This window comes from Cellulosimicrobium sp. XJ-DQ-B-000, assembly GCF_031119065.1.
In the GTDB taxonomy this organism is placed as follows: Bacteria; Actinomycetota; Actinomycetes; order Actinomycetales; family Cellulomonadaceae; genus Cellulosimicrobium; species Cellulosimicrobium funkei.
Genome location: NZ_JAVHYN010000002.1, coordinates 59,513 through 85,943, shown reverse-complemented (window position 1 = coordinate 85,943; position 26,431 = coordinate 59,513). Strand labels below are relative to the sequence as shown.

General features: G+C 71.9%; 18 protein-coding genes. 8 read left to right on the top strand and 10 right to left on the bottom strand.

Annotated elements, in window-relative coordinates; translation table 11 throughout:
* Positions 1-32 precede the first annotated feature (32 nt).
* Positions 33-971, bottom strand: coding sequence for an SDR family oxidoreductase (locus tag RDI86_RS04270; RefSeq protein WP_308820783.1), 939 nt, complete (start codon positions 969-971; stop codon positions 33-35).
* Positions 972-1,102: 131 nt separating this feature from the next.
* Between RDI86_RS04270 and RDI86_RS04265 the strand changes: the two genes are divergently transcribed.
* Entirely contained in the window at positions 1,103-1,939 is an 837-nt protein-coding gene (locus RDI86_RS04265) for a helix-turn-helix transcriptional regulator (protein WP_076403368.1), read from the top strand.
* 79 nt (positions 1,940-2,018) lie between these two features.
* Positions 2,019-3,068, top strand: coding sequence for an L-glyceraldehyde 3-phosphate reductase (mgrA, locus tag RDI86_RS04260; RefSeq protein ID WP_076403366.1), 1,050 nt, complete (start codon positions 2,019-2,021; stop codon positions 3,066-3,068).
* 65 nt (positions 3,069-3,133) lie between these two features.
* Here mgrA and RDI86_RS04255 read toward each other — a convergent pair whose 3' ends face one another.
* On the bottom strand, positions 3,134-3,931 hold the full coding sequence (locus RDI86_RS04255) for an ATP-binding cassette domain-containing protein (RefSeq protein ID WP_308820782.1): 798 nt from the start codon (positions 3,929-3,931) through the stop codon (positions 3,134-3,136).
* 248 nt (positions 3,932-4,179) lie between these two features.
* Between RDI86_RS04255 and RDI86_RS04250 the strand changes: the two genes are divergently transcribed.
* Entirely contained in the window at positions 4,180-6,465 is a 2,286-nt protein-coding gene (locus RDI86_RS04250; RefSeq protein WP_308820781.1) for a SpoIIE family protein phosphatase, read from the top strand.
* Positions 6,466-6,535: 70 nt separating this feature from the next.
* Here RDI86_RS04250 and RDI86_RS04245 read toward each other — a convergent pair whose 3' ends face one another.
* The 7 genes from RDI86_RS04245 to RDI86_RS04215 form a co-directional block, all read right to left on the bottom strand.
* Positions 6,536-7,009, bottom strand: coding sequence for an ATP-binding protein (locus RDI86_RS04245; RefSeq protein ID WP_061266630.1), 474 nt, complete (start codon positions 7,007-7,009; stop codon positions 6,536-6,538).
* Complete coding sequence (locus RDI86_RS04240) at positions 7,006-7,341, bottom strand: STAS domain-containing protein (RefSeq protein WP_228485224.1); 336 nt, start codon at positions 7,339-7,341, stop codon at positions 7,006-7,008. The genes RDI86_RS04245 and RDI86_RS04240 overlap by 4 nt, the downstream gene beginning before the upstream one ends.
* A gap of 227 nt (positions 7,342-7,568) precedes the next feature.
* Positions 7,569-11,168 carry an Ig-like domain-containing protein gene (locus RDI86_RS04235; protein WP_308820780.1) on the bottom strand — a complete coding sequence of 1,200 codons (3,600 nt, stop codon included), beginning with the start codon at positions 11,166-11,168 and terminating at the stop codon, positions 7,569-7,571.
* Positions 11,169-11,394: 226 nt separating this feature from the next.
* Positions 11,395-13,611 carry a beta-galactosidase gene (locus tag RDI86_RS04230; RefSeq protein WP_308820779.1) on the bottom strand — a complete coding sequence of 739 codons (2,217 nt, stop codon included), beginning with the start codon at positions 13,609-13,611 and terminating at the stop codon, positions 11,395-11,397.
* Positions 13,612-13,751: 140 nt separating this feature from the next.
* Entirely contained in the window at positions 13,752-15,092 is a 1,341-nt protein-coding gene (locus tag RDI86_RS04225) for a sugar ABC transporter substrate-binding protein (RefSeq protein WP_308820778.1), read from the bottom strand.
* 84 nt (positions 15,093-15,176) lie between these two features.
* A complete protein-coding gene (locus RDI86_RS04220; protein ID WP_076403360.1) occupies positions 15,177-16,133 on the bottom strand; it encodes a carbohydrate ABC transporter permease in 957 nt (318 codons plus the stop codon).
* A 2-nt stretch (positions 16,134-16,135) separates the two neighbouring features.
* A complete protein-coding gene (locus tag RDI86_RS04215; protein ID WP_061266633.1) occupies positions 16,136-17,074 on the bottom strand; it encodes a carbohydrate ABC transporter permease in 939 nt (312 codons plus the stop codon).
* Positions 17,075-17,248: 174 nt separating this feature from the next.
* On the opposite strand from RDI86_RS04215, the gene RDI86_RS04210 reads away from it, so the two are divergent.
* Positions 17,249-18,316: a LacI family DNA-binding transcriptional regulator gene (locus RDI86_RS04210; protein WP_076403359.1), complete on the top strand. Its 1,068-nt coding sequence runs from the start codon at positions 17,249-17,251 to the stop codon at positions 18,314-18,316.
* A 102-nt stretch (positions 18,317-18,418) separates the two neighbouring features.
* Here the strand turns inward: RDI86_RS04210 and RDI86_RS04205 are convergent, their stop codons facing one another.
* A complete protein-coding gene (locus tag RDI86_RS04205) occupies positions 18,419-19,648 on the bottom strand; it encodes an ROK family transcriptional regulator (protein ID WP_251176540.1) in 1,230 nt (409 codons plus the stop codon).
* A 101-nt stretch (positions 19,649-19,749) separates the two neighbouring features.
* On the opposite strand from RDI86_RS04205, the gene xylA reads away from it, so the two are divergent.
* The 4 genes from xylA (at position 19,750) to RDI86_RS04185 (ending at position 26,420) form a co-directional block, all read left to right on the top strand.
* Positions 19,750-20,931: a xylose isomerase gene (gene xylA, locus RDI86_RS04200; RefSeq protein WP_076403356.1), complete on the top strand. Its 1,182-nt coding sequence runs from the start codon at positions 19,750-19,752 to the stop codon at positions 20,929-20,931.
* Between the two features lies 1 nt (position 20,932).
* Positions 20,933-22,528 (top strand): FGGY family carbohydrate kinase, encoded by a 1,596-nt coding sequence (locus RDI86_RS04195; RefSeq protein WP_308820777.1) that lies wholly within the window; start codon positions 20,933-20,935, stop codon positions 22,526-22,528.
* Positions 22,529-22,771: 243 nt separating this feature from the next.
* Entirely contained in the window at positions 22,772-23,884 is a 1,113-nt protein-coding gene (locus tag RDI86_RS04190; protein WP_308820776.1) for an alpha/beta hydrolase, read from the top strand.
* A gap of 178 nt (positions 23,885-24,062) precedes the next feature.
* Positions 24,063-26,420 carry a hypothetical protein gene (locus RDI86_RS04185; RefSeq protein WP_308820775.1) on the top strand — a complete coding sequence of 786 codons (2,358 nt, stop codon included), beginning with the start codon at positions 24,063-24,065 and terminating at the stop codon, positions 26,418-26,420.
* Positions 26,421-26,431: the final 11 nt, after the last annotated feature.

Genomic DNA, 26,431 nt, shown 5'->3' with positions numbered 1-26,431 from the left:
CGCAGCGACGCGTGGCCAACGCCGTGCGCCGGTCAGTCGAACGCGACGCCTGTCAGCTCCTCCGAGACGGACCAGAGGCGCGCGGCTTCCGAGGCATCACGCAACGGGGCCCAGAGCTTCTGCTCTCCGGGCGGTCCGCCGGCGTTGCCCGGCCACTGCGGTCCGTAGAAGGCACCACCCCTTGCGTCGGGGGACGTCGCGGCCATGAGAGCGGGCAGGGCTGCCGTCTGCGTCGTCCCGACGAGCAGTCCGTGCGAGGACAGCCACTCGATCATGCGTCGGCCTCGTGTCGCGGAGTCACGGGCGAGCTCGGGCCGTGCCGCGAGCAGGCTCGTCGGGGCGACACCGGGATGGGAGACGTTGCTCGTGATGCCCCAGTCCTGTGCCGTGCTGCGCCGGTCGAGCTCGAGCGCGAACAGCCCGACGGCGATCTTCGACTGCCGGTAGGCGCCCATCCCGTCGTAGCCCTGCTGCCACTGGAGGTCGTCCCAGCGGATCCTGCCGCTGCGGGCGGCAACGCTCGCCTGCGAGGTCACCCGGGCCTGCCCGGTCCGCAGGAGCGGGAGGAGGTGGCCGGTGAGGGCGAAGTGGCCGAGGTGGTTGGTCCCGAGCTGCAGCTCGAACTCGTCGGTGGTGACCTGACGCGTGGGCGGTGTCATGACGCCGGCGTTGTTGACGAGCAGGTGGATCGGCTGTCCCTCGTCGAGCAGCGTCTGCGAGAACGAGGACACGGAGGCGAGCGAGGACAGGTCCATCTCACGCAGCGTCAGGCGAGCTGCGGAGTGTCCGGCCCGGATCCGCGCCGCCGCGGCCTCGCCCTTGTGCGGGTTGCGGACCGGCATGACGACGTCGGCCCCGGCGGCGGCGAGTCGGGTCGCGATCTGGAGGCCGACGCCGTCGCTCGCGCCGGTGACGACGGCGCGCCGACCCGTGAGGTCGGGGACGGTGATCTCGTGGCTCGTGCGGGGCATGAGTACTCCTCGGTGCTGGACGCGGTCGGGCGCGCGGCGGACGGCCCATGCCAGGTTCAGCCAGGCGCAGCACGTTATCCACGGCCTGATGATCCGTGGCTCGGCAGTTCCAGGCACGTGACGATGGACCCATGATCGACAGAGCGGGGCTCGCCGACTTCCTGCGCGCTCGCCGCGCCGTGCTGCAGCCCGAGGACGTGGGTCTGCCGCGCGGATCGCGACGCCGCACCGAAGGGCTGCGGCGAGAGGAGGTCGCGAGCCTGTGCCACATGTCCACGGACTACTACTCCCGGCTCGAGCGAGAGCGTGGCCCGCAGCCCTCGGAGCAGATGGTCGCTTCGATCGCGCAGGGCCTGCACCTGTCGCGCGCGGAACGGGACCACCTGTTCCGGCTCGCCGGGCATCGTCCGCCCGAGCCCGGGGCGGCCGGCGATCACGTGGACCCCGGGCTGCTGCGGATCATCGAGCGCCTGGAAGACACACCGGCGGAGATCGTCACCGAGCTCGGCGAGACGCTGTGGCAGACGCCTCCCGGCGTCGCGCTCGTCGGTGACCTTCGCCGGTACACGGGCCCCTCGCGAAGCATCGGGTACCGCTGGTTCACCGACGCGTCGGTGCGCGACCTCTACTTTCCAGAAGACCACGCCTTCTACTCCCGGATGTACGCGTCGGGGCTGCGCGGGGTGCTCGCCCTGCGGGGGCCGCAGTCGCGCGCTGCCCACCTGGCCCGGCTTCTCCTCGACCGCAGCGAGGAGTTCCGCACGGTGTGGGACCGGCACGAGGTGGGCGTGCGACCACGCCAGGTCAAGCGGTACCTCCACCCGCTCGTCGGGCCGCTCGAGCTCAGCTGCCAGACCCTGCTCGATCCCGAGCAGTCGCACTCGCTGCTTGTCTACACCGCAGCACCTGGGAGCCGGTCCGCGGAACGCTTGCAGCTCCTCACCGTCCTCGGACCGGCCCGAGCCTGAGACGTGGTGCGAGACGACGGCTCGCCTGCTGGACGAGTCCGGGCACAGCTCCCAGGGCGCGGGGAGGCAGAATGGATCCATGCCTCTCGCCCCGCGCTACGTCGCTGCCGACGACCGCTACGACACCATGACCTACCGGCGGACGGGGCGCAGCGGCCTCGACCTGCCCGCGATCTCGCTCGGTCTGTGGCACAACTTCGGTGACGTGAACCCGTTCGAGACGCAGCGCGCGGTGCTGCGCCGCGCGTTCGACCTCGGGATCACGCACTTCGACCTGGCGAACAACTACGGCCCGCCCTACGGCTCGGCGGAGGAGAACTTCGGCCGCCACCTCGCGCAGGACCTCGGCGCGTACCGCGACGAGCTCGTCATCTCGTCGAAGGCCGGCTACGACATGTGGCCCGGCCCCTACGGCGACGGCGGCTCGCGCAAGTACCTGCTCTCCTCGCTCGACCAGTCGCTCCGCCGGATGGGCCTCGACTACGTCGACGTCTTCTACCACCACCGGCCGGACCCGAGCACGCCGCTCGAGGAGTCCATGCGCGCGCTGCACGACGCCGTCCAGCAGGGCAAGGCGCTGTACGTGGGCGTGTCCAACTACTCGCCCGCGCGCACGCGCGAGGCTGCGGCGATCCTGGCCGACCTCGGCACCCCGCTGCTCATCCACCAGCCGAGCTACTCGATGCTCAACCGCCACGTCGAGGACCCGGCGCACGAGGACGCGTACGACGGCGTGCAGACCGAGTCACTGCTCGACGTCGTGGGCGACCTCGGCGTCGGCACCATCGTGTTCTCGCCGCTGCAGCAGGGTCTGCTCACGGACCGCTACCTCTCCGGTTCGGCGCCCGAGGGGTCGCGCGCGGCCCGACCGGACTCGCCCTTCCTGTCGGAGAAGAACCTCGACGAGACGTACCTGGAGCGCGCGCGGGCGCTGAACGAGATCGCGGGTTCCCGCGGCCAGACTCTCGCGCAGCTCGCCCTCTCCTGGGTGCTGCGCGACGACCGCGTCACCTCCGCCCTCGTCGGGGCGAGCAGCGTCCGCCAGCTCGAGAACAACGTCGCGGCCCTCTCCGCGCCCCCGCTCACCCCGGAGGAGTCGGCCACCATCGAGTCCGTCCTCGCGAGGTAGGACCGCCGGTCGCGAGGTAGAGCCCGCGGCGTCCTACCTCGCGTTCGGAGCTTCTACCTCGCGGGTCAGCGGAAGCGCTGGACGGCGAGCGGGGCGGCCTCCGCGAGTCCGCGGACGGCCGGGTGGTCAGCGCCCGGGGCGGCGCCCGCGAACACGTCGCGCAGCGACCCCGACGCCACGAACGTGCCGTCGGCGAGCACGTGCACGATGGGGCACATCCGCTCGACGAGCTCGAGGTCGTGCGAGACCAGCAGCACGGCGGTGCCGAGGGCGGTCGTCGCGTCGGCGAGGCGGCGCACGACGTCGCCGCGCATCGCGGGGTCGACGGCGGTGAGCGGCTCGTCGAGGAGGAGCGCCCGGGGGCGCGTCGCGAGCGCGACGGCGAGCGCGACCCGCTGCTTCTCGCCGCCCGAGAGCGACTGCACGGTCCGCGGCGCGTAGCGGGGCTCGAGCGCGACGTCGCCGAGCAGGTCCTCGACGGAGCGTCCGCTCGGGCGGCCGGCACGCCGCGCGTCCTTGAGCGCCGCGGACAGCGTGCGGTCCACCGTCCAGCGGGGGTCGATGCCGATGCCGGCGAGGCCGTCCTGGGAGACGCGGCGCACGTCCGCCGTGAACTGCTTCTTGTCGCGGCGGGAGAGCTTGCCGACCGTCCGCTCGGCGTAGGTGACGTGGCCCGCCGTGGGGCGCACGAGGCCGACGAGCGCGCGCACGATCGTCGACTTCCCGGCGCCCGACTCCCCGACGATCCCGACCGGCGCGGTGCCGGGCGTCACGTCGAGGTCGATACCGTGCACGACGTCGGGGCCTCCGTAACCGGCCGCGAGGCCGCTGGCGCGCAGGAGGGGGGTCGTCGTCGTGCTCATGGGTCACCTTCTGGTCGTCGGGGTCCGGGCGGGCGGTCCGGGCTCCCGCTCGTCCGACGAACGACGCTACCGCGGAGTTCCGTGGCGTCGCTCACGCGGCTCACCCGCCGACCTCCACGGACGCGGCGCACGAACGGTCGGCGGGGCGCGGTAGCCTGAGGCACGCGTCTCCGGATCCTCGAGCCAAGGTGGTCCGCCGACCGTAGTACGGCAACCGTCCGCGGGACGTGATGCCCGGACGGAGGATCGTGACCAGGACGGTCGACGAGCCGGAGCTCCTCGCGCCCGGCGAGGCGGTGGACCTCGACAACTGTGCCCGCGAGCCCATCCACGTCCCCGGCATGATCCAGCCGCGCGGGGTCCTGCTGGTGGTCCGCGAGGCGGACGGCGTGCTGCTCCAGGCGTCGGCGAACGTGGAACGGCACCTCGGCGTCCCCGCGGAGGAGCTCGCGGGCCGGCCTCTCGCCGACGTGCTCGGCGAGGAACCTGCGCGTGACCTGCTCGCGCACGCGGCGGACGGCGCGGACCTCGCGACGCGCAACCCCGTGACCCTGCACCTCGACCGCTGGGACGGCAGGCCGCTCGACGTCGACGCCGTGCTCCACCGGCCGCCGCTGCCGGAGGAGGGCCCGGGCTCCGAGCCGGTGCTCGTCGTCGAGCTCGAGACCGCGGCGGGCGCGCGCCCGCTGACGTTCCCCAACACCTACCTCGCCGTCCGGCAGGCGCTGCGCGACCTCGAGCGCGCCGCGACGCTCGACGAGCTGTACGACGACGCGGCCCGGCACGTGCGCGAGCTCACGGGCTTCGACCGCGTGATGATCTACCGCTTCGACGCGGACTACAACGGGGAGGTCGTGGCCGAGGCGCGCCGGGACGACCTCAACGCGTTCCTCGGGCTGCACTACCCGGCGTCGGACATCCCGCCGCAGGCGCGCGCGCTGTACGAGAAGAACTGGATCCGGCTCATCGCGGACGTGGACTACGCGCCCCAGCCGATCGTCCCGACGCTGCTCCCCACGACGGGCGCGCCGCTCGACCTCACCTACTCGACGCTGCGCAGCGTCTCGCCGATCCACCTCGAGTACCTGCGCAACATGGGCGTGCGGGCGTCGATGTCGATCTCGCTCCTGCGCGACGGCCGGCTGTGGGGGCTCGTCGCGTGCCACCACTACTCCGGCCCGCACGAGCCACCCTTCGAGGTCCGCACCGCCGCGGAGTTCCTCGGGTCCGCGCTCTCCGTCCGGCTCGTCTCCCAGGCGGAGGACGAGCGCGAGACCGAGGTGCGGCGCGCCGAGGGCGTCCTCGCGCACCTGGCCGCGGACAGCCGCGACGAGAGCGTCCCCATCGGCATCGCCCTGACGCGCTCGGGCTGGCTGCGCCGCCTCGTGCGGGCCGACGGCGCGGTCGTCGTCGCGGAGGGCGGCCTCATCGCGGTCGGCAACGTGCCCGACGAGGACGGGTGCCGCGCGCTCGTCGCGTGGGTCCTCGGGCACGGCGAGGACCTGGTCATGTCCGACGCCCTGCACCGGGACGCGCCGGACGTCGCGGCGATCGTGCCCGACGTCGCGGGCGTCCTCGGGATCGTGCTGCCCGAGGGCCAGGTCGTGCTGTGGGTGCGCGACGAGGTCCTGCGGCACGTGGACTGGGGCGGCGACCCGTACAACAAGGAGATCGCGCGCGGCGAGGACGACTCGGTGCGGCTCAGCCCGCGCAAGTCGTTCGAGCGGTGGCGCGAGGTCGTGCGCGGGCACAGCGTGCCCTGGACGTCGGACCAGACGGACGTCGCGACGTCGCTGCGCGGCCACCTCGTCGAGGCCCTCTACCTGCGCGGCCGCAAGGCGGTGCGGGCGACGGAGGAGCTCCAGCGGAGCCTCCTGCCCGCGCTCCTGCCCGACGTCCCGGGGTGGACGCTGCAGTCGCGCTACGAGTCGGCCGGCACGGGTCTCGTGGGCGGCGACTGGTACGACGCGCTCGTGCTGCCGTCCGGGCGCCTCGCGCTCGTCGTGGGCGACGTGACGGGCCACGGGCTCCAGGCCGCGGCGACGATGGGCCAGCTCGGGACGACGCTGCGGGCCGCGCTCGTGAGCACGGGCTCCGCGGTCGAGGCGGTGACGCTGCTGGGGGAGGTCGCGCGCTGGACGCTCCCGGGCGAGGTCGCGACGATCGCCGTCGCGGTGCTGGACCCGGTGACCGGCGTCGTCGAGCACGTGTCCCTGGGGCACCCGCCGCTGCTCGTCGTCGCGCCCGACGGGACCACGAGCTGGACGGAGAGCGCGATCGTGCCGCCGCTCGGCCTCGTGGACCGCGTGCCGCCCGCGCAGCACGTCCAGGTGCCGCCCGGCGGCGCGCTCGTGCTGTACAGCGACGGGCTCGTGGAGCGGCGCGAGGAGTCGATCCTCGACGGCCTGCGGCGGCTCGCGGCGTTCTTCGCGGCGGAGCCGGGGACGGTCGACGTCGACGGCGTCGTGGCCGCCGCGCGCGACCCGCGCTCCGCGGACGACGCGACCCTGCTCCTGGTGCGGCGCGACGCCTGAGGCGCGCGCGCCGGGGCGCGAGCGTGCGGGGGGTCGAGCGTCGCGGCGGGGAAGCGGTGCGGCCGGGGTGTCAGCCGATCGGGAGGAGCGCGCTGCGCACGCCGGCCCCGCCACGGAAGACGGGGACGTCGAAGCGCGCCCAGACGTGCTTCTCGCCGGTGCCGGCGCGGAACCAGCCGACGGCCGTCGAGGCGCGCTGCGCGAGCACGAGCCCGAACCCGCCCGCGCCCGGCGAGCGCCGGCCCGCGATGACGGGGACGTCCGGCGAGTGGTCCACGACGTCGATGACGAGCTCGCGCCCGTCGCTGAGCAGGCGCACCTGCGTCGGGGGGAGGCCGTGGCGCAGCGCGTTCGTCGCGAGCTCGCTCGCGACGAGGACGACGCGCTCGGGCGTGGCCTCGAGCGCGCGGTCCGCGGGCAGCGGGGCGCCGGTGAGCATGCGGTGCAGGCCCTCCCGCAGGGTGGCGAGGTCCGCCAGCGTGCGCAGCGGCCAGGCACCGATCTCGACGAAGCCGGGCGGTACCGCCGCGTGGGCGAAGGTCACGCCTCGTCCTCGGCAGGTCCGGCGTCGTCGGTGAGCTCGAACAGCTCGGCGACACCGCTGAGCTCGAGCAGGTCGCGGACGCGGCGCGGGACGCGCTCCAGCACGGGTGCCCCCGAGCCGGCCGTGGCGGCGTGGTAGAGCAGGCGCAGGCCGCCCGAGTCCATGAAGGTGACCGCGCCGAGGTCGATGTGGATGCGCCCGTCCGCCGACTGCGCGAGCCGCAGCAGCTCGTCCTCGCGCCGGGCCTGGACCGCGGCGTCGATCTCGCCGCGCATGGTCCAGCGCGTGCCGCCGGCCGTCGTCAGGACGTCTCCGCTCGTGGTGGGGGTCACGGTGGTGGGCTCCTCCTCGGTCCCGGCACTGTACCGGGCACCCGGGATACGGTACGCGGCTCCGCCGACGCACGCGAGGCAGTGTCGCGGCGTGGCCGCGATCATCGGGTGACGTGCCTCTCCCGCGCCGCGCAGGGCGGCGCGGGGGAGCCACGACGAGGGCCGCACGGCGGGCCGGGACGGCGTCGCGGAGGACGCCGACCCGGCCCACCGTGCGGCCGGACGGCTCAGCAGGAGCGCGCGTCGAACCCGACCTCGAGCGGTGCGAACCCGTCGACCGTCACGACGGCCGTCCCGCCCGGGACGGACGCCGCGCGCGACGCGAACGACTGGTAGGCGCTCGCGCCCGGCGCCACGGCGGCGACCGTGCGCGTGCCGTACGGAGTCGCGAGGGTCACGTCGAGCGGCGCGTCGCCGTCGTTCGTGGCGCGGACCGCGACGTACACCTTGCCGGCCAGGCACCGCGTCTCGGCGGTGACCGTCACCGGCGCCGCGCCGGCGTCGGCCGTCCAGCGCAGGGCGTACTCCCGCTCCGTGCCGTCCTCTGCCGTCACGCGCACCGTCGTCGTGCCAGGGACGGCGTCGGCGGCCTCGACCGCGACCGTCGCCCAGGGGTCGTGCGCGACCGCCTCGACGGCGGGCACCCCGCCCGCGACGGGCACGTCGTACGCCGTGACGGCCGGGTCGAACCCGGCGAGGGGCTCGCCGGCCACCGTGATGCCCGACGCCGCGGCGTCGGTCCCCGTGCCGGGCACCTTGGCGAGCACCTCGATCTCGGAGACCACCAGGTGGGTGTTCGCCCGTGCCGTGAGGACGACGCGCACGGACGACGTCCGCACGTCCGCGGGGATCTCGACCGCGGGCGCGGGGCCGTCGGGCGAGGCGTCCACCGTGACTGGCGCGCCGACGTCGGTCCACGTGCCGCCCACGAGGGCCTGGAGCCGGACGGACTGCGCCCAGCTCGCGCTGGACCCGTCCTTCCAGAACCGCGTCACGACGCCCGTGACGTCCCGGTCCGCGGGGAGCGTGACGGTGAGCGTGTCGGAGGTGCGCTTGGTGCCCGACACCCAGTTCGACCACGCCTTGTCGGTGAGGTTGCCGTTCACGACGCCGCCGACGGCGTAGCCCGGCTCGGTGAACGTCGCGCTCGCTGTCGTGCCCGCGGCGAGCGCGCCGTTGGCGGACGCCGCCTCGGTCACCTGGACGCGGACGGTGGCCGGGAGCGTGGCGCCCGCCCCGGCGTCGGCCGTGCCCGTGAGCTCGACGACCCCGACGGCGTCGTACGCGTCCGCGGGGGCGTCGTCCCAGACCACCGGGCGCTGCACCTCCGCGCCGCCGGCAGCGACCGCCGTGACGGTCGCGGGCAGGGTCGGGGTGCCGCCCGCGTACGCCTTGGCGCGCGCGGGGAGCGTGGACGTGAGCTCGTCGACGACGACGGTCGCCGTCGCGGCGACCTCGCCGCCGGTCGGCGTGGCCACGGTGCCGGTCACCTCGACGGTGCCGGGCTCGGCCCACGCGTCGTCGGCCGGCACGTCCCACGTCACGGGGAGCGCGCCGCGCGCCCCGTCACGGTAGACCGGGGTGACGGTCGCGGGGAGCTCGGGCGCGGTGCCCGGCGTCGTGAACGCCTGGACGGGCTCGGTGCCGAGGACCGTCTCGTCGACCACGCGCCAGCGCTGGTTCACGCCGGAGTTCGCGAGGTACGTGCCCACGGGCGAGCCGTCCGCCGTGGCCTGGCCGCCGACCTCGAGGAGGGTCTTCGAGGACGCGTTGACGAGCGTGAAGGTGCCGTCGCCGGTCGTCGAGAGGATCCACTGCGCGGCGAGCGGGGTGTCCCCGACGTCGGCGGGCGCGTCCTGGAGGACGGCGGACGTGTCGGCCGCGACGGCGAGCTGGCGGCCCGTGGCCGCGTTCGTCACGGCGTAGCGCGTGCGGTGCGTGCCGGAGCCCTCGGGGGCGCCGAGCGCCGTGAGCTCCCACGCCTGCTCCGCGACCGGCGCGTCGGTGCGGATCACGACGCCCGTGCCCGACGCCGACGGCGCGAGAGAGCGGTCCGCCTGGACGCCGTCGAGACGGTAGGCGTGCCCGTCCTGCACGAGCGCGGCGTCGTCCGCGACGCCGGAGACGCCGTCGACGACGAACGTCGTCACGGACTCGGCCGGCACGACGAGCGTCGCGCTCGGACCGTCCGCACCCGTCTCGACGGCCACCGGCTCGCCCTCGACGAGGTAGCCGGCCGTGCTCGTGACCACGGGGGTGACGGTCGCATCGGACCCGACCGCACCGAACTTCGACAGGTCGAGCGTCACGGCGCGCTCGGCCTTCGTGGCGTTGACGTGGACGACCGTCGCGGACGTGCCGTCGGCCGACACCGCGGCCGTGCTGCTGGCGTCGTCCGAGCGGATCAGCGAGTCGCCCGGCTCGATGTAGTGCGTGAAGTTCTGGGTCGCCCAGTACTTCGTGTTCGTGTAGATCGGGCACGTCTCGAGCGTGTCCTCGGCGGTGCAGTCGAACGGGATCTGGATCTCGCCCCAGTTCATGCCGTTCGCGCTCTCGCCGCCGGGCGCCATGTTGGCGTAGTCCTCGACCGGCTGCCAGAACACCCACGCGCTCGGTTCGAGCTCGCGCAGGTCGTCGACGATGTGCTGCGCGCTGCCGAGGCCGGACTCCATGGTCTCGAAGTCCTGGCCCGTCGAGCTCCAGTTCCCGCCGACCTCGCTCATCCACAGCGGCTTGTCCTCGCCCTTGGCGATGTCGCGGACCGTCGTGCGCTGGCCCGTGCCGTAGGTGTGGACGTTGAGCTGCGACACCTGGTCGCGGACCGCCTGCGGGTACGCGTTCCAGTTGGTCGCGAACGTGCCGGGGTTGGTCTCGTCCATCGCCGAGACCACGGCGTCGGTCGAGGAGCCCTCGAGCGCCGCGGCGAGCGCCGGGACGACCTTCGCCTGGAGCGCGGGGCCCATGTGGGCGCCCTCCTGGCGGCCGCCGGTGGGGTTGCCGTCGGCGCCGAGCTGCGTGCCCCAGTAGTTGGTGTTGGGCTCGTTGAACGGGTCGATCGTGTCGACCTCGATGCCGTGCGCGTCCTCGAGGCGCTCGGTCACGCCGACCAGGTAGGCCGCGAAGTCGTCGATGCTGTCCGTCTTGAGCTGGTCCGCGGTCGAGCTGAACCCGCCCGAGACGTACCCGCTCACGGTCATGAACCACGGCGGGGAGTTGCTGAACGTCTCCCAGTGCGTGACGTCGTCCTTGATGCGGTCGACCCACCAGCGCTGCGTCGCGTCGGCGTCCTCGTCCCAGTGGTCCGGGTTCTCGGGGTCCCACCAGTCCACGTCGGTGCGCGTCGTGCCCTCGGGCGCCTTCCACCAGCCGTCGACGGCGCCGCCGGCGCGCAGGTAGTCCGGCACGTCGGGAGCGTTCCCGCCGCCGACGTTGTAGCGCGCGATGTTGAGGTTGAGGCCCTCGTCACCGAACACCATGTCCGCGAGCCGGTCGCGGATCTCGTCCGGGTAGCCGCCCGTGGCGTTGGCGAACCACACGAGGCTCGTGCCCCAGCCCTCGAACGGCGCGCCCGCGTACGACGGGTCGGGCGTCACGGTGACGCCCGCGACGTCGGCGGGGGCCGCCGTCGTCCCGGTCGCGGCGACCGCGCCCGCGGGCGAGGCCTGCGCGGGCAGGGCCGCGAGCGCGCAGCCGGCGACGAGCGCCCCGGCACCGAGGCCCGCGACGACGCGGGCCCCCGTCCGGCGGGCGGCCGCACCGCCCGGGCCCGTGCGGCGAGGACCGGGTGGTCCACCCCGCGTGGTCGTGTCGGTCTCGGTCGGGCTCATCCCTGAGCCACCTCCTTCGCGTCGCTGCGAACCGGCGGGGTGCACCGGGTGCGGGTCGTTCCCGCGGGGGTCTGTCGTGCCGAGGTAGAGCCCTGGTCCGCCGAGGTAGAGCCCCGGTCTGCCGAGGGAGAGGCGTGGTCTCGACGACGGCGACCACGGCCTCCACCTGGGCGGTACCAGGCCGCTACCTCGCGGGACCACGGCTCTACCTCGTGGAACCGGGGCGCTACCTCGCGGTGGCGGGGTTGTTCCTCGGCGGAGTCGGCGCGGCCGGGCGGCGGACGACGGCGACGCCGCGCGGCTCGAGCAGCAGCGCGCCTCCCGCCGTGCCCTCCACGGGGGCCTCCGCCGTGCCTTCCGCCGTGCCATCCGTCGTGACGGCCCTCGTGCCCGACGCCGTGAGGCGGCGCCCGGCGAGGACGTCGCCCGCGACGTCGGGCACCTCGACCGGGCGCGCCGTGCGGTTGACGAGGAACCAGAAGTCGTCCGTGCCGTCGGTGCGCACCGCGAGCTCGACGTCGCCGCGCACGGCGGCGGGCAGCTCGCTGCGCACGCCCGCGTCGTCGAGCAGGCGGGCGAGGACGGGGACGAGGCCCTGGCGGCCGAAGCGCGTGGAGACGTAGGCGGCGGAGCCCTCGCGGGCGCCCGCACCGTCCCCGGCGCGGACCGTCCGGCGCGTCACGGCGGCGCGGCCGGCCTGCTCGCCGGTCTTGTACCAGCCCAGCACCTCGACGTCGGGGTCGACGACGTCCACCGGCTCGGTCCACACCGTGCCCTCGAGCTGCTCGCCCGCGAGCTCGACCGTCGCGCTCTCGCCGTCCAGCAGCGGGGCGAACTCCTCGACCCGGATGCCGAGCAGGTCGCGCAGCGCGCCCGGGTAGCCGCCGAGCCACGCGTGGTCGTCCTGGTCGACGACGCCCGAGAAGTAGGTCGTGACGAGGTGGCCGCCCGCCTCGACGAACGCCGTGAGGCGGTCGCGCAGGCCGGCCGGGACGACGTGCAGCACCGGCGCCACGACGACGTCGTACGTCGCGAGGTCCGTCGCGGACGGTACGACGTCCGCGCGGACGCCGAGCGCGAGGAACGCCGAGTACCAGTCGAGCGCCTCCTGGCGGTAGCGCAGCCGGTCGGTGGGGTGGGAGTCGAGCTCGCTCGTCCACCACGAGTCCCAGTCGAAGACGATCGCGGCGCGCGCGGGCTTCTGCGTGCTGCCCGCGACGGGCGCGAGGTCGCGCAGCGTCGCGCCGAGCGCGACGACGTCGCGGAAGAGGCGCGAGCGCTCGCCCGCGTGCGGGACCATGCCCGAGTGGTACTTCTCCGCGCCGGCCGCGGACTGGCGCCACTGGAAGTAGCAGACCGCGTCGGCGCCGTGGGCGACGTGGGTGAGCGAGTCGCGCGCGAGCTCGCCCGGCTTCTTCGCGACGTTGACGGGCTGCCAGTTCACCGCGCTCGTCGAGTGCTCCATGAGGAACCACGGGCGGTGCCGGGCGATGCCGCCCGTGAGGTTCGCGGAGAACGACAGCTCGTCGAGCGCCTGCGGGCCGGGCAGCACGTAGTGGTCGTTGGAGACGAAGTCGAGCTCGTCCGCCCACGCGGCGTAGTCCATGCCCTTCGTCTCGCCCATGACCATGAAGTTCGTCGTCACGGGCACGTCCGGCGTGACGCGGCGCAGGATCTCCGCCTCGGCGCGCAGGTACTGGCGGAGCGCGTCGGACGAGAAGCGCTTGAAGTCGAGCTGCTGGGTCGGGTTCGGGTGCGACGCGGCGAGCCGCGGCGGGAGGACCTGCTCCCACGCGCTGTAGCGCTGCGACCAGAACGCGGTGCCCCACGCGGCGTTGAGCGCGTCGAGCGTCGTGTAGCGGTCGCGCAGCCACGTGCGGAAGGCCGCGGCCGCGTCGTCGGAGAAGTCGTAGACGTTGTGGCAGCCGAGCTCGTTCGACACGTGCCACGCGACGAGCGCCGGGTGGTCGCCGTACCGCTCGGCCATGCGCTCGACGAGGCGCAGCGCGTGCTCCCGGAAGACCGGCGACGTCGGGCGCCACTGCTGCCGCGCGCCCGGCCACAGGGTCTCGCCCGTGCGCGTCTGCGGCAGGACCTCCGGGTGCTTCGTCGTCAGCCACGGCGGCGGCGAGGCGGTCGCCGTCGCCAGGTCGACCGTGATGCCGTGCGCGTGGAGCAGGTCCATCGCGTCGTCCAGCCACGCGAAGTCCCACGTGTCCTCGGTCGGCTGGATGCGGGCCCACGAGAAGATCGCGAGCGAGACCACCGTCACGCCCGCCTCGCGCATGAGGCGCACGTCCTCGTCCCAGACCTCGCGCGGCCACTGGTCCGGGTTGTAGTCCGCGCCGTAGGACAGGCCCGACGGCGTGTACGCGCCGGGCTCGCCCGGCGGCGTGTGCGGCCCGGGACGGCGCAGCCAGCGGAACGGGGTGGGGGAAGACATGCAGGCTCCTCAGGTGCTCGCAGAGCGGTCGACGGCGGGGTGGGCCGTCGGCGGGGTGCCGCGTGGTCGCGCCGGGAGGCGCGACCACGCGGCCGACGGGGCAGGGCCGGGCGCGCCGGCGGGCGCCCGGCGGGGCCGGGTCACTCGGTGACGGTGAACCCCTGCTCGGTGCCGTACTTCGCGGACGCGTCCTGCCAGGCCTTCAGGCCGTCGGCGAGGGTCGTGCCCGAGACGTAGGCCTGGCCCACGGTGTCGTTGAAGATCGAGTTCGCGTAGACCTGGAACGGCAGGTACGACCAGCCCTCGACGACGTCGGACGCCGACTGCGCGAGGACCTCGTTGATCTTCTGGCCGCCGAAGTACTCGGACTCGAAGCCCTGGAACTCGTCGGACTCCAGCTCGGCCGTCGTGGCCGGGAACGCGCCGCCGTCCACGCGCGTCTGCACGCCGTCGCCCGCGTTCGCGTACTCGAGGAATCCGTAGGCGAGCGCCTGGTTCGAGCTCGCGGCCGGGACGGACAGCGCGGAGCCGCCGTTCTCGGCGCTCGCGGACGCGCCCTCCTCCCACTGGGGGAGCGGGGCGACGCGCCACTTGCCCGCGCCGTCGGGCACGCCCGACTCGAGGTTCGCGGGCATCCACGCGCCGATCGCGAGCGTCGCGATCGTGCCGTTGCCGAGGCCCTGGTACCACTCGTCGCTCCACGAGCCGACGGGCGCGAGGAGGTCCTCGTCGATGAGCGTCTGCCAGGTCTGCGCGAACTGCGTGCTGCCCTCGTCCGCGAGGTCGATCGTCACGTCCGTGCCGTCGACCTGGAACGGCTGGCCGCCGGCCTGCCAGATGAGCGAGGTCGTGAACCCTGCGTCGCCCGTGTCGTTGGTGATGTACACGTTCGGGTCGGCCGCGTGCAGGGCGCGCGCGGCCTCGACGAAGCCGTCCCACGTCGTCGGCACCTCGATGCCGTGCTGCGTGAAGACCTCCTCGTTGTAGAAGAGGGCCATGGGGCCGGAGTCCATGGGCAGGCCGTAGATGCCCTCGCCCTGCTGGACGGCGTTCCACGGCCCGGGGGTGAAGGTCCCGTCGAGCTCGTCGGCACCGAACGACGACAGGTCGGCGACGGCGTCCGACAGCGCGAACTGCGGGAGCGCGTAGTACTCGACCTGCGCGACGTCGGGCACGCCCTTGCCGGCGGCGATCGCGTTCTGGAGGGCGGTGTACTGGTCGTTGCCGGTGCCCGCGTTGACGAGCTCGACGTCGACGTTCGGGTACTCGGCCTCGAAGTCGCTGACGACCTGCTCGAGCGTGGGCTCCCAGGCCCACACCGTGAGGCTGCCACCCTCCTCGAGGGCCGCGGCGACGTCGTCGGCCGAGCCGGCGTCCCCGCCGGAGTCGTTGCCGCCGCCCGAGCTGCAGGCGGCCAGGGCCAGCGCGACGACGCCGGTGGCGGCGACGGCGCGCAGGGCGCGGGTGGTGCGGATGGACATGAGGGTTCCTCTCACTTCGTCGTCAGACGGATCGGGCGGGGTGGGTGCGGGGGTGGTGGGCCGGCCCGTGCGGCGGCGCGGGCGTCACTCCTTGACGGACCCGGCCGCGAGGCCGGACTGCCAGTAGCGCTGGAGCAGGAGGAAGGCCGCGACGAGCGGCAGGATCGTGAGGAGCGAGCCGGTGATCACAAGGTCGAAGATCGCCTCGCCGCCGGCGGTCGCGGCCTGCGCGTTCCACGCGTTGAGGCCGAGCGTCAGCGGGTACCAGTCGGGGTCCTTGAGCATGATCAGCGGCAGGAAGTAGTTGTTCCACGTCGCGACCATCGTGAAGAGCAGGACCGTGACGATCCCGGGCGCGAGCAGCGGCAGCGACACCTGGAAGAACGTGCGCGCCTCGCTCGACCCGTCCACGCGCGCGGCCTCGAGCAGCTCCGTCGGGATCGACTCGGCGGCGAACACCCACATGAGGTAGAGGCCGAACGGCGAGATGAGCGACGGGATGATGACGGCCCACGGCGTGTTCGTCAGCCCCATCTGGCTGAACATGAGGAACGTCGGGACGGCCAGGGCCGTGCCCGGCACCGCGACCGCGCCGATGACCGTCGCGAACACGCCGCGCTTGCCGGGGAAGTCGAACTTCGCGAGCGCGTACCCGCCGAGCACCGCGAGGAACGTCGCACCGCCGGCCCCGACCACCACGTACAGCAGCGTGTTCGCGAACCAGCGACCGAAGATGCCGCCGTCGTAGGTGAGCGTCCGGGCGATGTTGTCGAAGAGCGCGAAGTCGCCGCTGAACCACAGGCCGAACGAGGAGAACAGGCTCGACTGCGTCTTGGACGCGTTGACGACGAGCCAGAACAGCGGCACGAGCGCGTAGAGCAGGACGATCCCCGTGAGGACCGTCAGCAGGACGCTGCGGCGGGGGCGGGTGACGCCGTGCGGGGCGCGCGAGCGCAGGCGCACGGGCTTGCGGGTCGTGGCGCTCGTCGTCGTGCGGGACGCGGCGGGGACCGCCGGGGTCGAGGGGGTCGTGGCGGTCATCGTCAGGCCTCCTTGCGCATGCCGCGCAGCTGGACGACGTAGGCCACGATCATCGTGAGGACGCCCATGATGATGGCGACGGTCGCCGAGTAGTTGTACTGCTGGCCGGAGAACGACAGCGAGTACGCGTACAGGTTCGGGGTGAAGTACGTCGTGATCGCGTTGGGCGCGAGGCTCTGCAGGATGCTCGGCTCGTTGAAGAGCTGGAACGAGCCGATGATCGAGAAGATCGTCGCGATGACGAGCGAGCCGCGGATCGCGGGGATCTTGATCGCCCGGACGACCTGCCACTGGGACGCGCCGTCGAGCTCGGCGGCCTCGTAGAGCGAGGTCGGCACGACGCGCAGCGCCGAGTAGAAGATGAGCATGTTGTAGCCCACGAACTCCCAGGTCACGATGTTGCCGATCGACAGCAGCACCCAGTCGGGGGAGAGCGGGTTGGGGATCGTCGTGCCGAGCGCGTCGTTGATGTTCGCGACGAGCCCGAACCGCGTCCCGTACATGAAGCCCCACATGAGCGTCGCGACGACGGCCGGGACGGCGTAGGGGAGGAAGATCGAGATCCGGAAGAAGTTCCGCCCGTAGAGGCGACCGGAGTCGATCGCGAGCGCGACGAGCAGGGCGATGCCGAGCATGATCGGGACCTGGACCACGAGGAACAGCCCGACGCGAGACACGCCCGACCAGAACTGCGGGTCCGAGAACGCGCGGGAGTAGTTCTCGAACCCGACGAACTGCGTGCCGCCCACCATCTGGGTGCGGAACAGGCTGAGGTAGATCGAGTACGCGATCGGTGCGAGGAACACGAGCGCGAAGACCGCCATGAACGGCCCCACGAAGCCCCAGCCGGTCCACGAGCGCCGTCGGCGCCGCGCCGGGAGGGACGAAGGAGCGCCGACCGGTGGCCGGAGCGCTGCCACGGGTGGGGACGTCGTCGTCATGCTGTGGTCCTCGTCATCGGGGGACGGCGACGTCCGTCGTCGCCGTTGTTTGCGTAAACATGAGCATGGCACGAGGTTCGGTGTTTACGCAAACATCGCCTACTGTGGGTCCTGACCGGCCACGACACCGGTCCGGCACGGGTACTGTGCCGACACCACGAGGACGAGGACGCCATGACCGACGGGCTCGACGACGAGACCCCCGCCCTGACACGCACCGGGGGAGCTGCCGTCCGCACGGCACGGCGCGTCTCGATGGCCGACGTCGCGCGCGTCGCCGGGGTCTCCGCGCAGACCGTCTCCCGCGTCTCCAACGGGCACCCGGGCGTCGTCGAGAGCACGCGCTCGCGCGTCCTCGAGGCGATGACCGAGCTCGGCTACCGGCCCAACAGCGCGGCCCGCGCGCTGAAGAGCGGGTCGTTCCGCACGATCGGCGTCATCCTCTTCTCGCTCGCGACCACGGGCAACGTCCGCACGCTCGAGGCCATCGCGACCTCGGCCGCCGCCGAGGGCTACGCCATCACGGTCATCCCCGTCGCGGCGCCCACCCAGGACGGCGTCCACGGCGCCTTCACGCGCCTCGGCGAGCTCGCGGTCGACGCGATCATCCTGCTCATGGAGGTGCACCTCCTCGACGTCGCGCAGGTCAGCCTGCCGCCCGGCGTCCAGGTCGTCGTCGCGGACTCCGACGCGGGCGAGAGCTACGCCGTCGTCGACACGGACCAGGCCGACGGCACCCGCCAGGCCGTGCGGCACCTGCTCGACCTCGGGCACCGGACCGTGCACCACCTCGCGGGGCCCGCGCTCTCGTTCGCGGCCGAGCGCCGCACCTCCGCCTGGCGGGCGACCCTGGAAGAGGCGGGCCGCGAGGTCCCGCCGATCGAGCGGGGCGACTGGTCGCCGTCGTCGGGGTACGAGGCCGGGCTGCGCCTCGCGCGCCGCGACGACCTCACCGCCGTGTTCGTCGCCAACGACCAGATGGCCCTCGGGCTCGTCCGGGCCCTGCACGACTCCGGCCGCCGGGTCCCGCAGGACGTGAGCGTCGTCGGGTTCGACGACCTGCCCGAGTCCAGCGAGTTCCTGCCCCCGCTCACGACCGTCCACCAGGACTTCGCCGAGGTCGGGCGCCGGCTCGTCGCGCAGGTGCTCCGGCAGGTCCGCGAGGGCGTCCACGAGGCCGGCACCCGCCTCGTCCCGACCCGCCTCGTCGAGCGAGCGAGCACCGCCCCGCCCCCGGGATAGACCGCCGGTTCGGCGCGTCCCGGCCGCCGAGCAGGTGGTCCGGGCTCGTCCTGGTCGCGGGACGCGCGCGAACCACCTGCTCGGCCCGCCAGGATCACCTGGTCAGTCGTCGGCGACCCAGGCGCTCGGGTCCTCGACGACCCCGCGCAGCACCTCGCGCGCGCCGCCCGTGAGCGCGGCGTGGTCGCCGACGGGCGCGGGCAGCAGCACGACGTCGGTCCAGGGGGCGGCGAGGACGCGGGCCCGGAGCTCGGCCTCGGCGGCGGGGCGCAGGTAGGGCAGGAGCGCGGGGTAGATGCCGCCGAGCAGGACGGTGTCGATGTCGACGAGGTTGACGTAGTCGGCGAGCGCGCTGCCGAGCGCGGTCCCGGCGCGCTCGACCGCGGCGAGCGCGTCCGGCTCGCCGGCGTCGAGGGCGGCGACGAGCGTGCCGGTGGGCGCGTCGACGGGCAGGCCCGCGCCGCGCAGGAGCGCGTCCTTGCCCGCGTACTGCTCCAGGCAGCCCGTCGCGCCGCAGCGGCACCGGGGGCCGTGCGGGTCGACGACGACGTGCCCGACCTCGCCCGTCCAGCCGTGGCGGCCGTGGAACAGGCGGCGGTCGACGACGATCGCGGACCCGATGCCCACGTCGCCCGACACGTAGAGGTACGTCGAGGGCGCAGGCCCGGTCGCGTCGTCGGGCACGACGCCGTGGCTCGCCTGGGCGAGCGCGGCGAGCTTGGCCTCGTTCCCGATCTCGACGGCGACGTCGGGGCCGAGCCCGAGGAGGCGGACGGGGTCGAGGTGGGACCAGCCGAGGTTCGGTGCGACCTCGAGCCGGCCGGCGCGCGGGTCGACGAGGCCGGGCAGGGCGAGACGCGCGCCCGCGACGGTCATGCCGTCGGCGCGCACCTGGGCGAGGAGGTCGTGCGCGATGCGCCCGAGGCGGGCCAGCACCTCGGTGGGGTCGCTGTCGTGGAGGTCGTCGGGGTCGACCTGCTCGGCGACGACGGCGCCGGTGAGGTCGAGCACGCGCCCGCCGAGGTAGTCGACGTTCACCTCGAGCCCCAGACCCACGAGGGTGCGCGGCGCGGGGGCGAGCGGCACGGCGGGCCGCCCGGCGCGCTGCGGGGTGGCGGGCGGCAGCTCGGCGACGATGCCGGCGGCGACGAGGCGGTCGACGAGCGTCGAGACGGTGGCGCGCGTGAGCCCGCTCGCGCCGGCGATGTCGGCGCGCGAGCACGGGTGCGACGCCTCGAACACGGCCCGCGCGACCAGCGCGAGGTTGTGCTCGCGCAGCGTGGCCTGGCGGGCTGCTGGGGGACCCGTCCGGGTCGCGACGCTGCGGTTCACGGTCTTGACCTTACCGACCCGGACGGATAAGTTCAGCCGTACGACATAAATAGGCCGGGGTCGACCGACGTCGCTCCGGCCCTCTCGACGAGGAGACCACCGTGGCCGACGAGACCACCCAGGACATCAACTTCTCCTTCGGTCTGTGGACCGTGGGCTGGACCGCGCAGGACCAGTTCGGCAGCGCGAGCCGCCCGGCGCTCGACCCGGCCGAGTCGGTGCGTCGTCTGGCCGACCTCGGCGCGTGGGGCTTCACGTTCCACGACGACGACGTCGTCCCCTTCGGCGCGGACGACGCCGAGCGCACCAAGCGCCTCGACGCGGTGCGCCAGGCCGCCGAGGACACGGGCCTCGTCATCGAGATGGTGACGACCAACCTGTTCAGCCACCCCGTCTTCAAGGACGGCGGCCTCACGTCGAACGACCGCGGCGTGCGCCGCTACGCGCTGCGCAAGGTGCTGCGCAACGTCGACCTCACCGCCGAGCTCGGCGCCAAGACGTTCGTCATGTGGGGCGGCCGTGAGGGCACCGAGTACGACGGCGCGAAGGACCTGCACTCCGCGCACGAGCGCTACGCCGAGGGTCTCGACCTCACCGCGGCGTACATCAAGGAGAAGGGCTACGACCTCAAGATCGCGCTCGAGCCCAAGCCGAACGAGCCCCGCGGCGACATCTTCCTGCCGACCATCGGCCACGCGCTCGGCCTCATCGCGAAGCTCGACAACGGCGACATCGTGGGCCTCAACCCGGAGACGGGCCACGAGCAGATGGCGGGCCTCAACTACACGCACGGCCTCGCGCAGGCGCTGTGGGCGGGCAAGCTCTTCCACATCGACCTCAACGGCCAGCGCTCGATCAAGTTCGACCAGGACCTCGTGTTCGGCCACGGCGACCTGCTCTCCGCGTTCTTCACGGTCGACCTGCTCGAGAACGGCTTCCCGAACGGCGGCCCCACGTACACGGGCCCGCGCCACTTCGACTACAAGCCGTCGCGCACCGAGAACGAGGTCGGCGTGTGGGACTCCGCGCGCGCCAACATGGAGACCTACCGCCTGCTCGCGCGCAAGGCCGCGGCGTACCGCGCCGACAGCCGCGTCCAGGAGGCGTTCGCGCACTCCGGCGTGTTCGAGCTCGGCCAGTCCACGCTGGGCGAGGGCGAGTCCGTGGCCGACCTGCTCGCGGACCGCAGCGCGTACGAGGAGTTCGACGTCGACGCCGCGGCGAACCGCGACTTCGGCTTCGTGCGCCTCAACCAGCTCGCGCTCGAGCACCTCATCGGCTGAGGTGGCCGCCGACGCCAGGACGTCCGACGCCGGCGGCGAGCGCGTGCTCGTCGCCGGCGTCGACACGTCCACGCAGTCCTGCAAGGTCGTCGTGCGCGACGCCGCGACGGGCGCCCTCGTGCGCACCGGGTCGGCCAAGCACCCCGACGGCACCGAGGTCCACCCCGACGCGTGGTGGGACGCGTTCCGCGAGGCCGCGTCCGCTGCGGGCGGGCTCGACGACGTCGCGGCGCTCGCCGTGGGCGGCCAGCAGCACGGGCTCGTCGCGCTCGACGCGGACGGGAACGTGGTGCGCGACGCGCTCCTGTGGAACGACACGCGCTCGGCCGCGGCCGCGCGCGACCTGATCCGGGAGCTCGGCGAGGCCCGCCTCGCCGAGGGCGTCCCCGACGCCCACGACCGGGTCGAGTCCGCGACCGAGGCGGGCGCGCAGGCGTGGGCCGACGCGATCGGGTCCGTGCCGGTCGCGTCGCTCACGGTGACGAAGCTGCGCTGGCTGCGCGACGCCGAGCCGGAGAACGCGGCGCGCGTCGCCGCCGTCGCGCTGCCGCACGACTGGCTCACGTGGCGCATCGCGGGGTACGGGCCCGCGGGCGACGAGTCCGCGCCGCTCGGGCCGGACCTCGACGCGCTCGTCACCGACGCGTCCGACGCGTCCGGGACGGGGTACTACGACGCGACCCGGGACGACGGGGACGACGGCCGGGGCGCGTACCGCCTCGACCTGCTGGAGCTCGCGTTCGGTCGCGCCGACGTCGTGCTGCCGCGCGTCGTCGCGCCGTCGGCGACGGCCGGCGTCGCGCACCCCTCGGTGGCCGGCAGTGCGGTCGACGGCGGCACGCTGCTCGGCCCCGGCGCGGGCGACAACGCCGGTGCCGCGCTCGGCCTCGGCATGGTCGCGGGCGACGTCGCGGTGTCGATAGGGACGTCGGGCGTCGTGTCCGCCGTGACCGACGACCGCACGGCGGACGGCTCCGGCCTCGTCAACGGGTTCTCCGACGCGACGGGCCGGTACCTGCTGCTCGCGGTGACGCTCAACGCGAGCCGGGTGCTCGACGCCGCGCGCGCGGTGCTCGGGGTCGACCACGCGGGGCTGTCGCGGCTCGCGCTCCAGGCACCCCCCGGCGCTGACGGGCTCGTGCTCGTGCCGTACCTGGAGGGCGAGCGCATGCCCAACCGCCCCGACGCGTCGGGCACGCTGCACGGGATCCGGCTCGGCACGTCGACGCCGGAGCACCTCGCGCGCGCGTACGTCGAGGGCATGCTGTGCGGCCTCGCGGACGGGCTCGACGCGCTGCGGGCGCTCGGCGTCCGGGTCGAGCGCGTGCAGCTCATCGGCGGCGGCGCCCAGTCCGAGGCGGTCCGGCGCATCGCGCCGCAGGTCCTCGGCCTGCCCGTCACGGTCCCCGAGCCCGGCGAGTACGTGGCCGACGGCGCCGCACGCCAGGCGGCGTGGGTCCTCGCCGCGCACGAGGCGGGCGGCTCCGGTGCGGACGTCGCCCCGCCCACGTGGGCCGCGTCGTCGGCCACCGTGGTCGAGGCCGACCCGGTCCCGGCGATCCGCGAGCAGTACGCGGCGGTCCGCGACCTGGTCTAAGGAGGAGGGGAAGTTGTCCGCGGCCGCTCGGAACGACCCGCTCCTAGCGGCACGCGGACACCCCACCCGAGTGGGGCTCGGCTGGTACCTCTGGCGAGGATGCGTCCGCTCGCACATTTGGTTGGTGACGAAAACCGGCGCAGCGAATTCAATGCTTGCGCGTTGTTGACACTGGGCCTAGCATGAGTCGATCATCCAGACCATGCAGGGCGCACGACTTCATCACTGCCACACGAGAGCCTTATGCGTCGTATTCCTCAAGCGAAGTTCAAGAGCACCCGGAGATTTAACTCCTCGCGCACCAACCTGCATACGCGCGAGGACGCAAGTCCGCAAACGGCTTTTGTTCTTGTTCATGGACTGAACAGTGCTGGATACCGCGCTTGGGGCTCGCTACCTGAGCAACTCTTTGATCGCCCCCCGGCGGAATGTGCCGACATCGCAGTCTATGACTACGCCAACGGCCTTCGTGCATTGGGTCGGCGGAGTGACGGGCTCGACCAGTGGGCGGCCATGCTTGACCAAACGCTTGAGAGCCTCGCCGCCAATTACGAGAGCATCTACATCATCGCGCATAGTATGGGGGGCCTTGTCGCCCAACAGGCGGCAAGGACGTTTCTCGAAAGAAATTCGGAGGAAGTGCGCCGACGTCTTGCCGCCATTTGCTACATAGCGACACCGTTCGGAGGCTCAGCGCTCAGCGTACTTCTCAAACTTGCATTTGAGAAGGAAGAGGCCGTCCTGAGGCGAAATTCCCGCAGGATCGCCGAGAATGGCGACTTCTTTCGCGACCTCGTTGAAGTGCGGAATCTCCCTGAGACTTCACGCAAGTACCTTTTGCCGACCTATGCTGTTGTCGGAAACCGTGACAGGATCGTCTCGACGGTAAGCGCTAGCTTCGGTGCGCCTTCCGGACAGAGACATTACCTCGACTTCGGACATGTCGCCGCTCCAAAAGCAAACGAGCCAGATTCCGAAGTCGTACAGTATATCGAGCGAATCATTCGCGACCGGGAGGAAGCGCGCCTTACTGAGCGGCGTACAAAACTCGCGCAGCGGCCGAGTCGCGTACGCTCCTTTCGTGAGAACATCTATATTACCGATTTCGAAACCAACTTGCCAGACGCGTACGATTGGCATGAAGCGTACTTGGAAGCCATCAGTAGCGCCGCCGCAACCGGGAATGTCGATGTTCGAGACCGCATCCACGTCGCAGCTGACGCAAGCGTCGATCTGGCCGTAATTGCTACCAGGGTGGATGCGAATGAGCCCCTCCTCCTGGAAACGGTGACGAAGAGCATTGTCAGTGGCGTGCGTGACCGAAGCATCCTGGAGGCGGTGGTGTACGTACTATGACAAGGCGTACCGCCGCAACCAGTGCAGGTGGGCGAGCTGACCAAGCATGTCCACACACGAAACGTGTTGGGCATTGATGAATTCCGTAGTGCTCTCTCAAAGTGGTTAGCGCTCTCACTAGGGCAGCGCCGCGGTCCGTACTCGGCGATCGAAGAAGTTGGATCAAAGGAGCAGTGACGTGAACGCCATCTGGATCGCGGTAGTTCTCGATTCCCGCGCCGTGTCTCCGCACCCAAACTACTCAAAGGACCCAGTCGGGACGACAACTGCTGGTCAGGTTGCAGCCACCGTGATTGGCGGCGCCTGGGCGCGAGCTGCTCAGCGGGTTCGTGGCCACGATGTGGATACGCCTTTGCTCGAAGAAGTTTCCGGCACGTTTGTTGCTTCTCGATTGGACGAGTCGGCGGAGGCGCTACTCCGGAGGGTCGAAACGGGGAGGGTGGAGTCCGCTTCCCAAGCGGCGGCATTGACCGTGATTGCTGTTTCAGCGTTAACTGAGCGAGATCGGTACACCGACTCCTTCCGCGCACTTGAATTGGCGATGCAGATTGCGGACGAGGAAGCCACAGCGGAGGCAAAGCTGGCAAAGGTTCTTCTTGCAACCCAGTACGTGCTACGCCTGCGGGACTATGGGCGCGAATACATCGCCGTCGCGAGCCGCGCCGCGCGCCTTCTTTCCGAGGTCCAGGAGTCACTCGATCAAATCCCGCAGTTCCCGACAAGCATGGCCTACCGCACCAGTTATCAGGAGGTTTTACTCCGTATTGTCAAGTCACTGCGTGCGAGTCTCGCGAGCCACTTCGGATTTGGAGCGAATGATGCCCGGGCGGCTGCTGGTCTGCCAAGCAGGCTCGAACTTATCGCAGAGAGCGACCCGCGACCGCTGTCGGAGTATTTTAGTTCCACCAGTTCGGAATACTCACGTGCAATTGAGTCGGCGTACAAGGACAGGTTCGGATCTCGCTCGGTGACGTTCGGGGCGATTTCTCCAGATCTCTTCCATCCTCTCCTAAGACTAGAGTTGTCCGGGCACGCGCTCGTATATGAGGCGCGGAAGGACTTGGCAGTGTTCCGCTTGGTAATGGCGCCGAGAGACGATGTTGATGTCGCAGACGCTCTTCGGCTGCTTCGGCACGCTGGCGCTGACCCTGACCTGGCCCTTGCGTTGCGGCGGTTCCGCGAGGAGGGGCCTTTGGCGGAGTTGGGTCGCGACGCTCGGTCAATTCTCGTGAATCGCGCAGAGGCGTCGTCCATGCGTGTTGTTGAGGTCCGAGTTCTTGGCGCCGCTGCGGATGTACTTTCTGCGAGCGAGGCATCTACGGCTCTCGACTTCGTGCTGGCGAGCCTAAGCGCGAACGGACCAGCGGATGTGCCGATCGCGGCAAAGGTTGATGTCCTTCGCCGCGAGATTGGCTGGGCGGCCGCGCTGTCGCTGGCGATCGTATGCGGCAGGTCTACGGAGGTTGCGGGTCGACTGCTACGAGAGTTCCAGAGCGTAGAATTGGGCGACGCCCTGGTGGATCAGTCACTTGGTCGGGTGGCATCGCAGCTCGAGGCCTCGCGTCTAGATCCGTCGGTAGCCGATTCGTTCCGGAGGTTGATCGCTTCCGGTGAAGGGCTCGGGTCGTCGATTCGATCGGGGTTGGAGTCCGCCTTTGGTGAGTCTTTGGTTCAGCCGGCACGGCGTGGCCTTCTAGACGAGGCGATCATGTTCGCCAACAAGACGCTACGTGGTGATTCGCTCGGGTCCGGCGTCGGTAGGGTTTCGCCGTATCTTGAGTCAGAGCTTGAGCGTATCCAGCAGGAGGCTCACGATGGCGTATTTGCCCGTGGCGGCCCTGATATCGGTGAACTCGCGGCGCTCCTGGCGTTTGCGCCGGGAAACGGTTCCTTGCGGGACCGCCTGTTCGAGTTCCTTGTCGATACTGTGATCCCGCGATCGTACAAAGCGCGCGCATTGGAAAGGCTCGGCAATCGGGTGCAAGGAGGAGAGCTAAGCGTCAAACTACTCCGGGGGCCGCGCTGGATTTCTGTTCTGGACACAGTTGTCGGGGATGCGTTTCTTGACGGCATTAGTATTGAGCCGTTTCCCGAAGGTCTGCGCTTTTTGGCGGTGACCGGAGTTCTCCCGTCGGAGGAGGTCTTGAGGGTCCTACGTGAGTGGGCTGCCAGCGACAGTGGCAGTGCCCGTGAGGAGGCAGCGTTGAGCGCACCGTTCGTTCATGACGTGGACCCCATTGAGTTGATTTCCCTCCTGCTAGTGCTCTCAAGTGACCGTGACCCGCGTGTCCGCGGACGGGCCGGTGTTGCACTTCTCGGAATGAGGGCTTCCGCTCAGTCTCTGATTGCGGCTATGGATCGCCGGGTGGACGAGTTGCTGCAAGAGGACGGCTTGTTGGTACCCATTCAGCTGTGCTACGCGCTGGAGAGTTCGAGTTCTGCCTCCGTGTACCGAGATCGCTTGCGTTCATTGGCGGCCGAGCACGTTGCGTTTCGTGTTCGAGAGGTCGCCGAACGGGCATTGGTGCGAGAATGAAGGATCGTGGT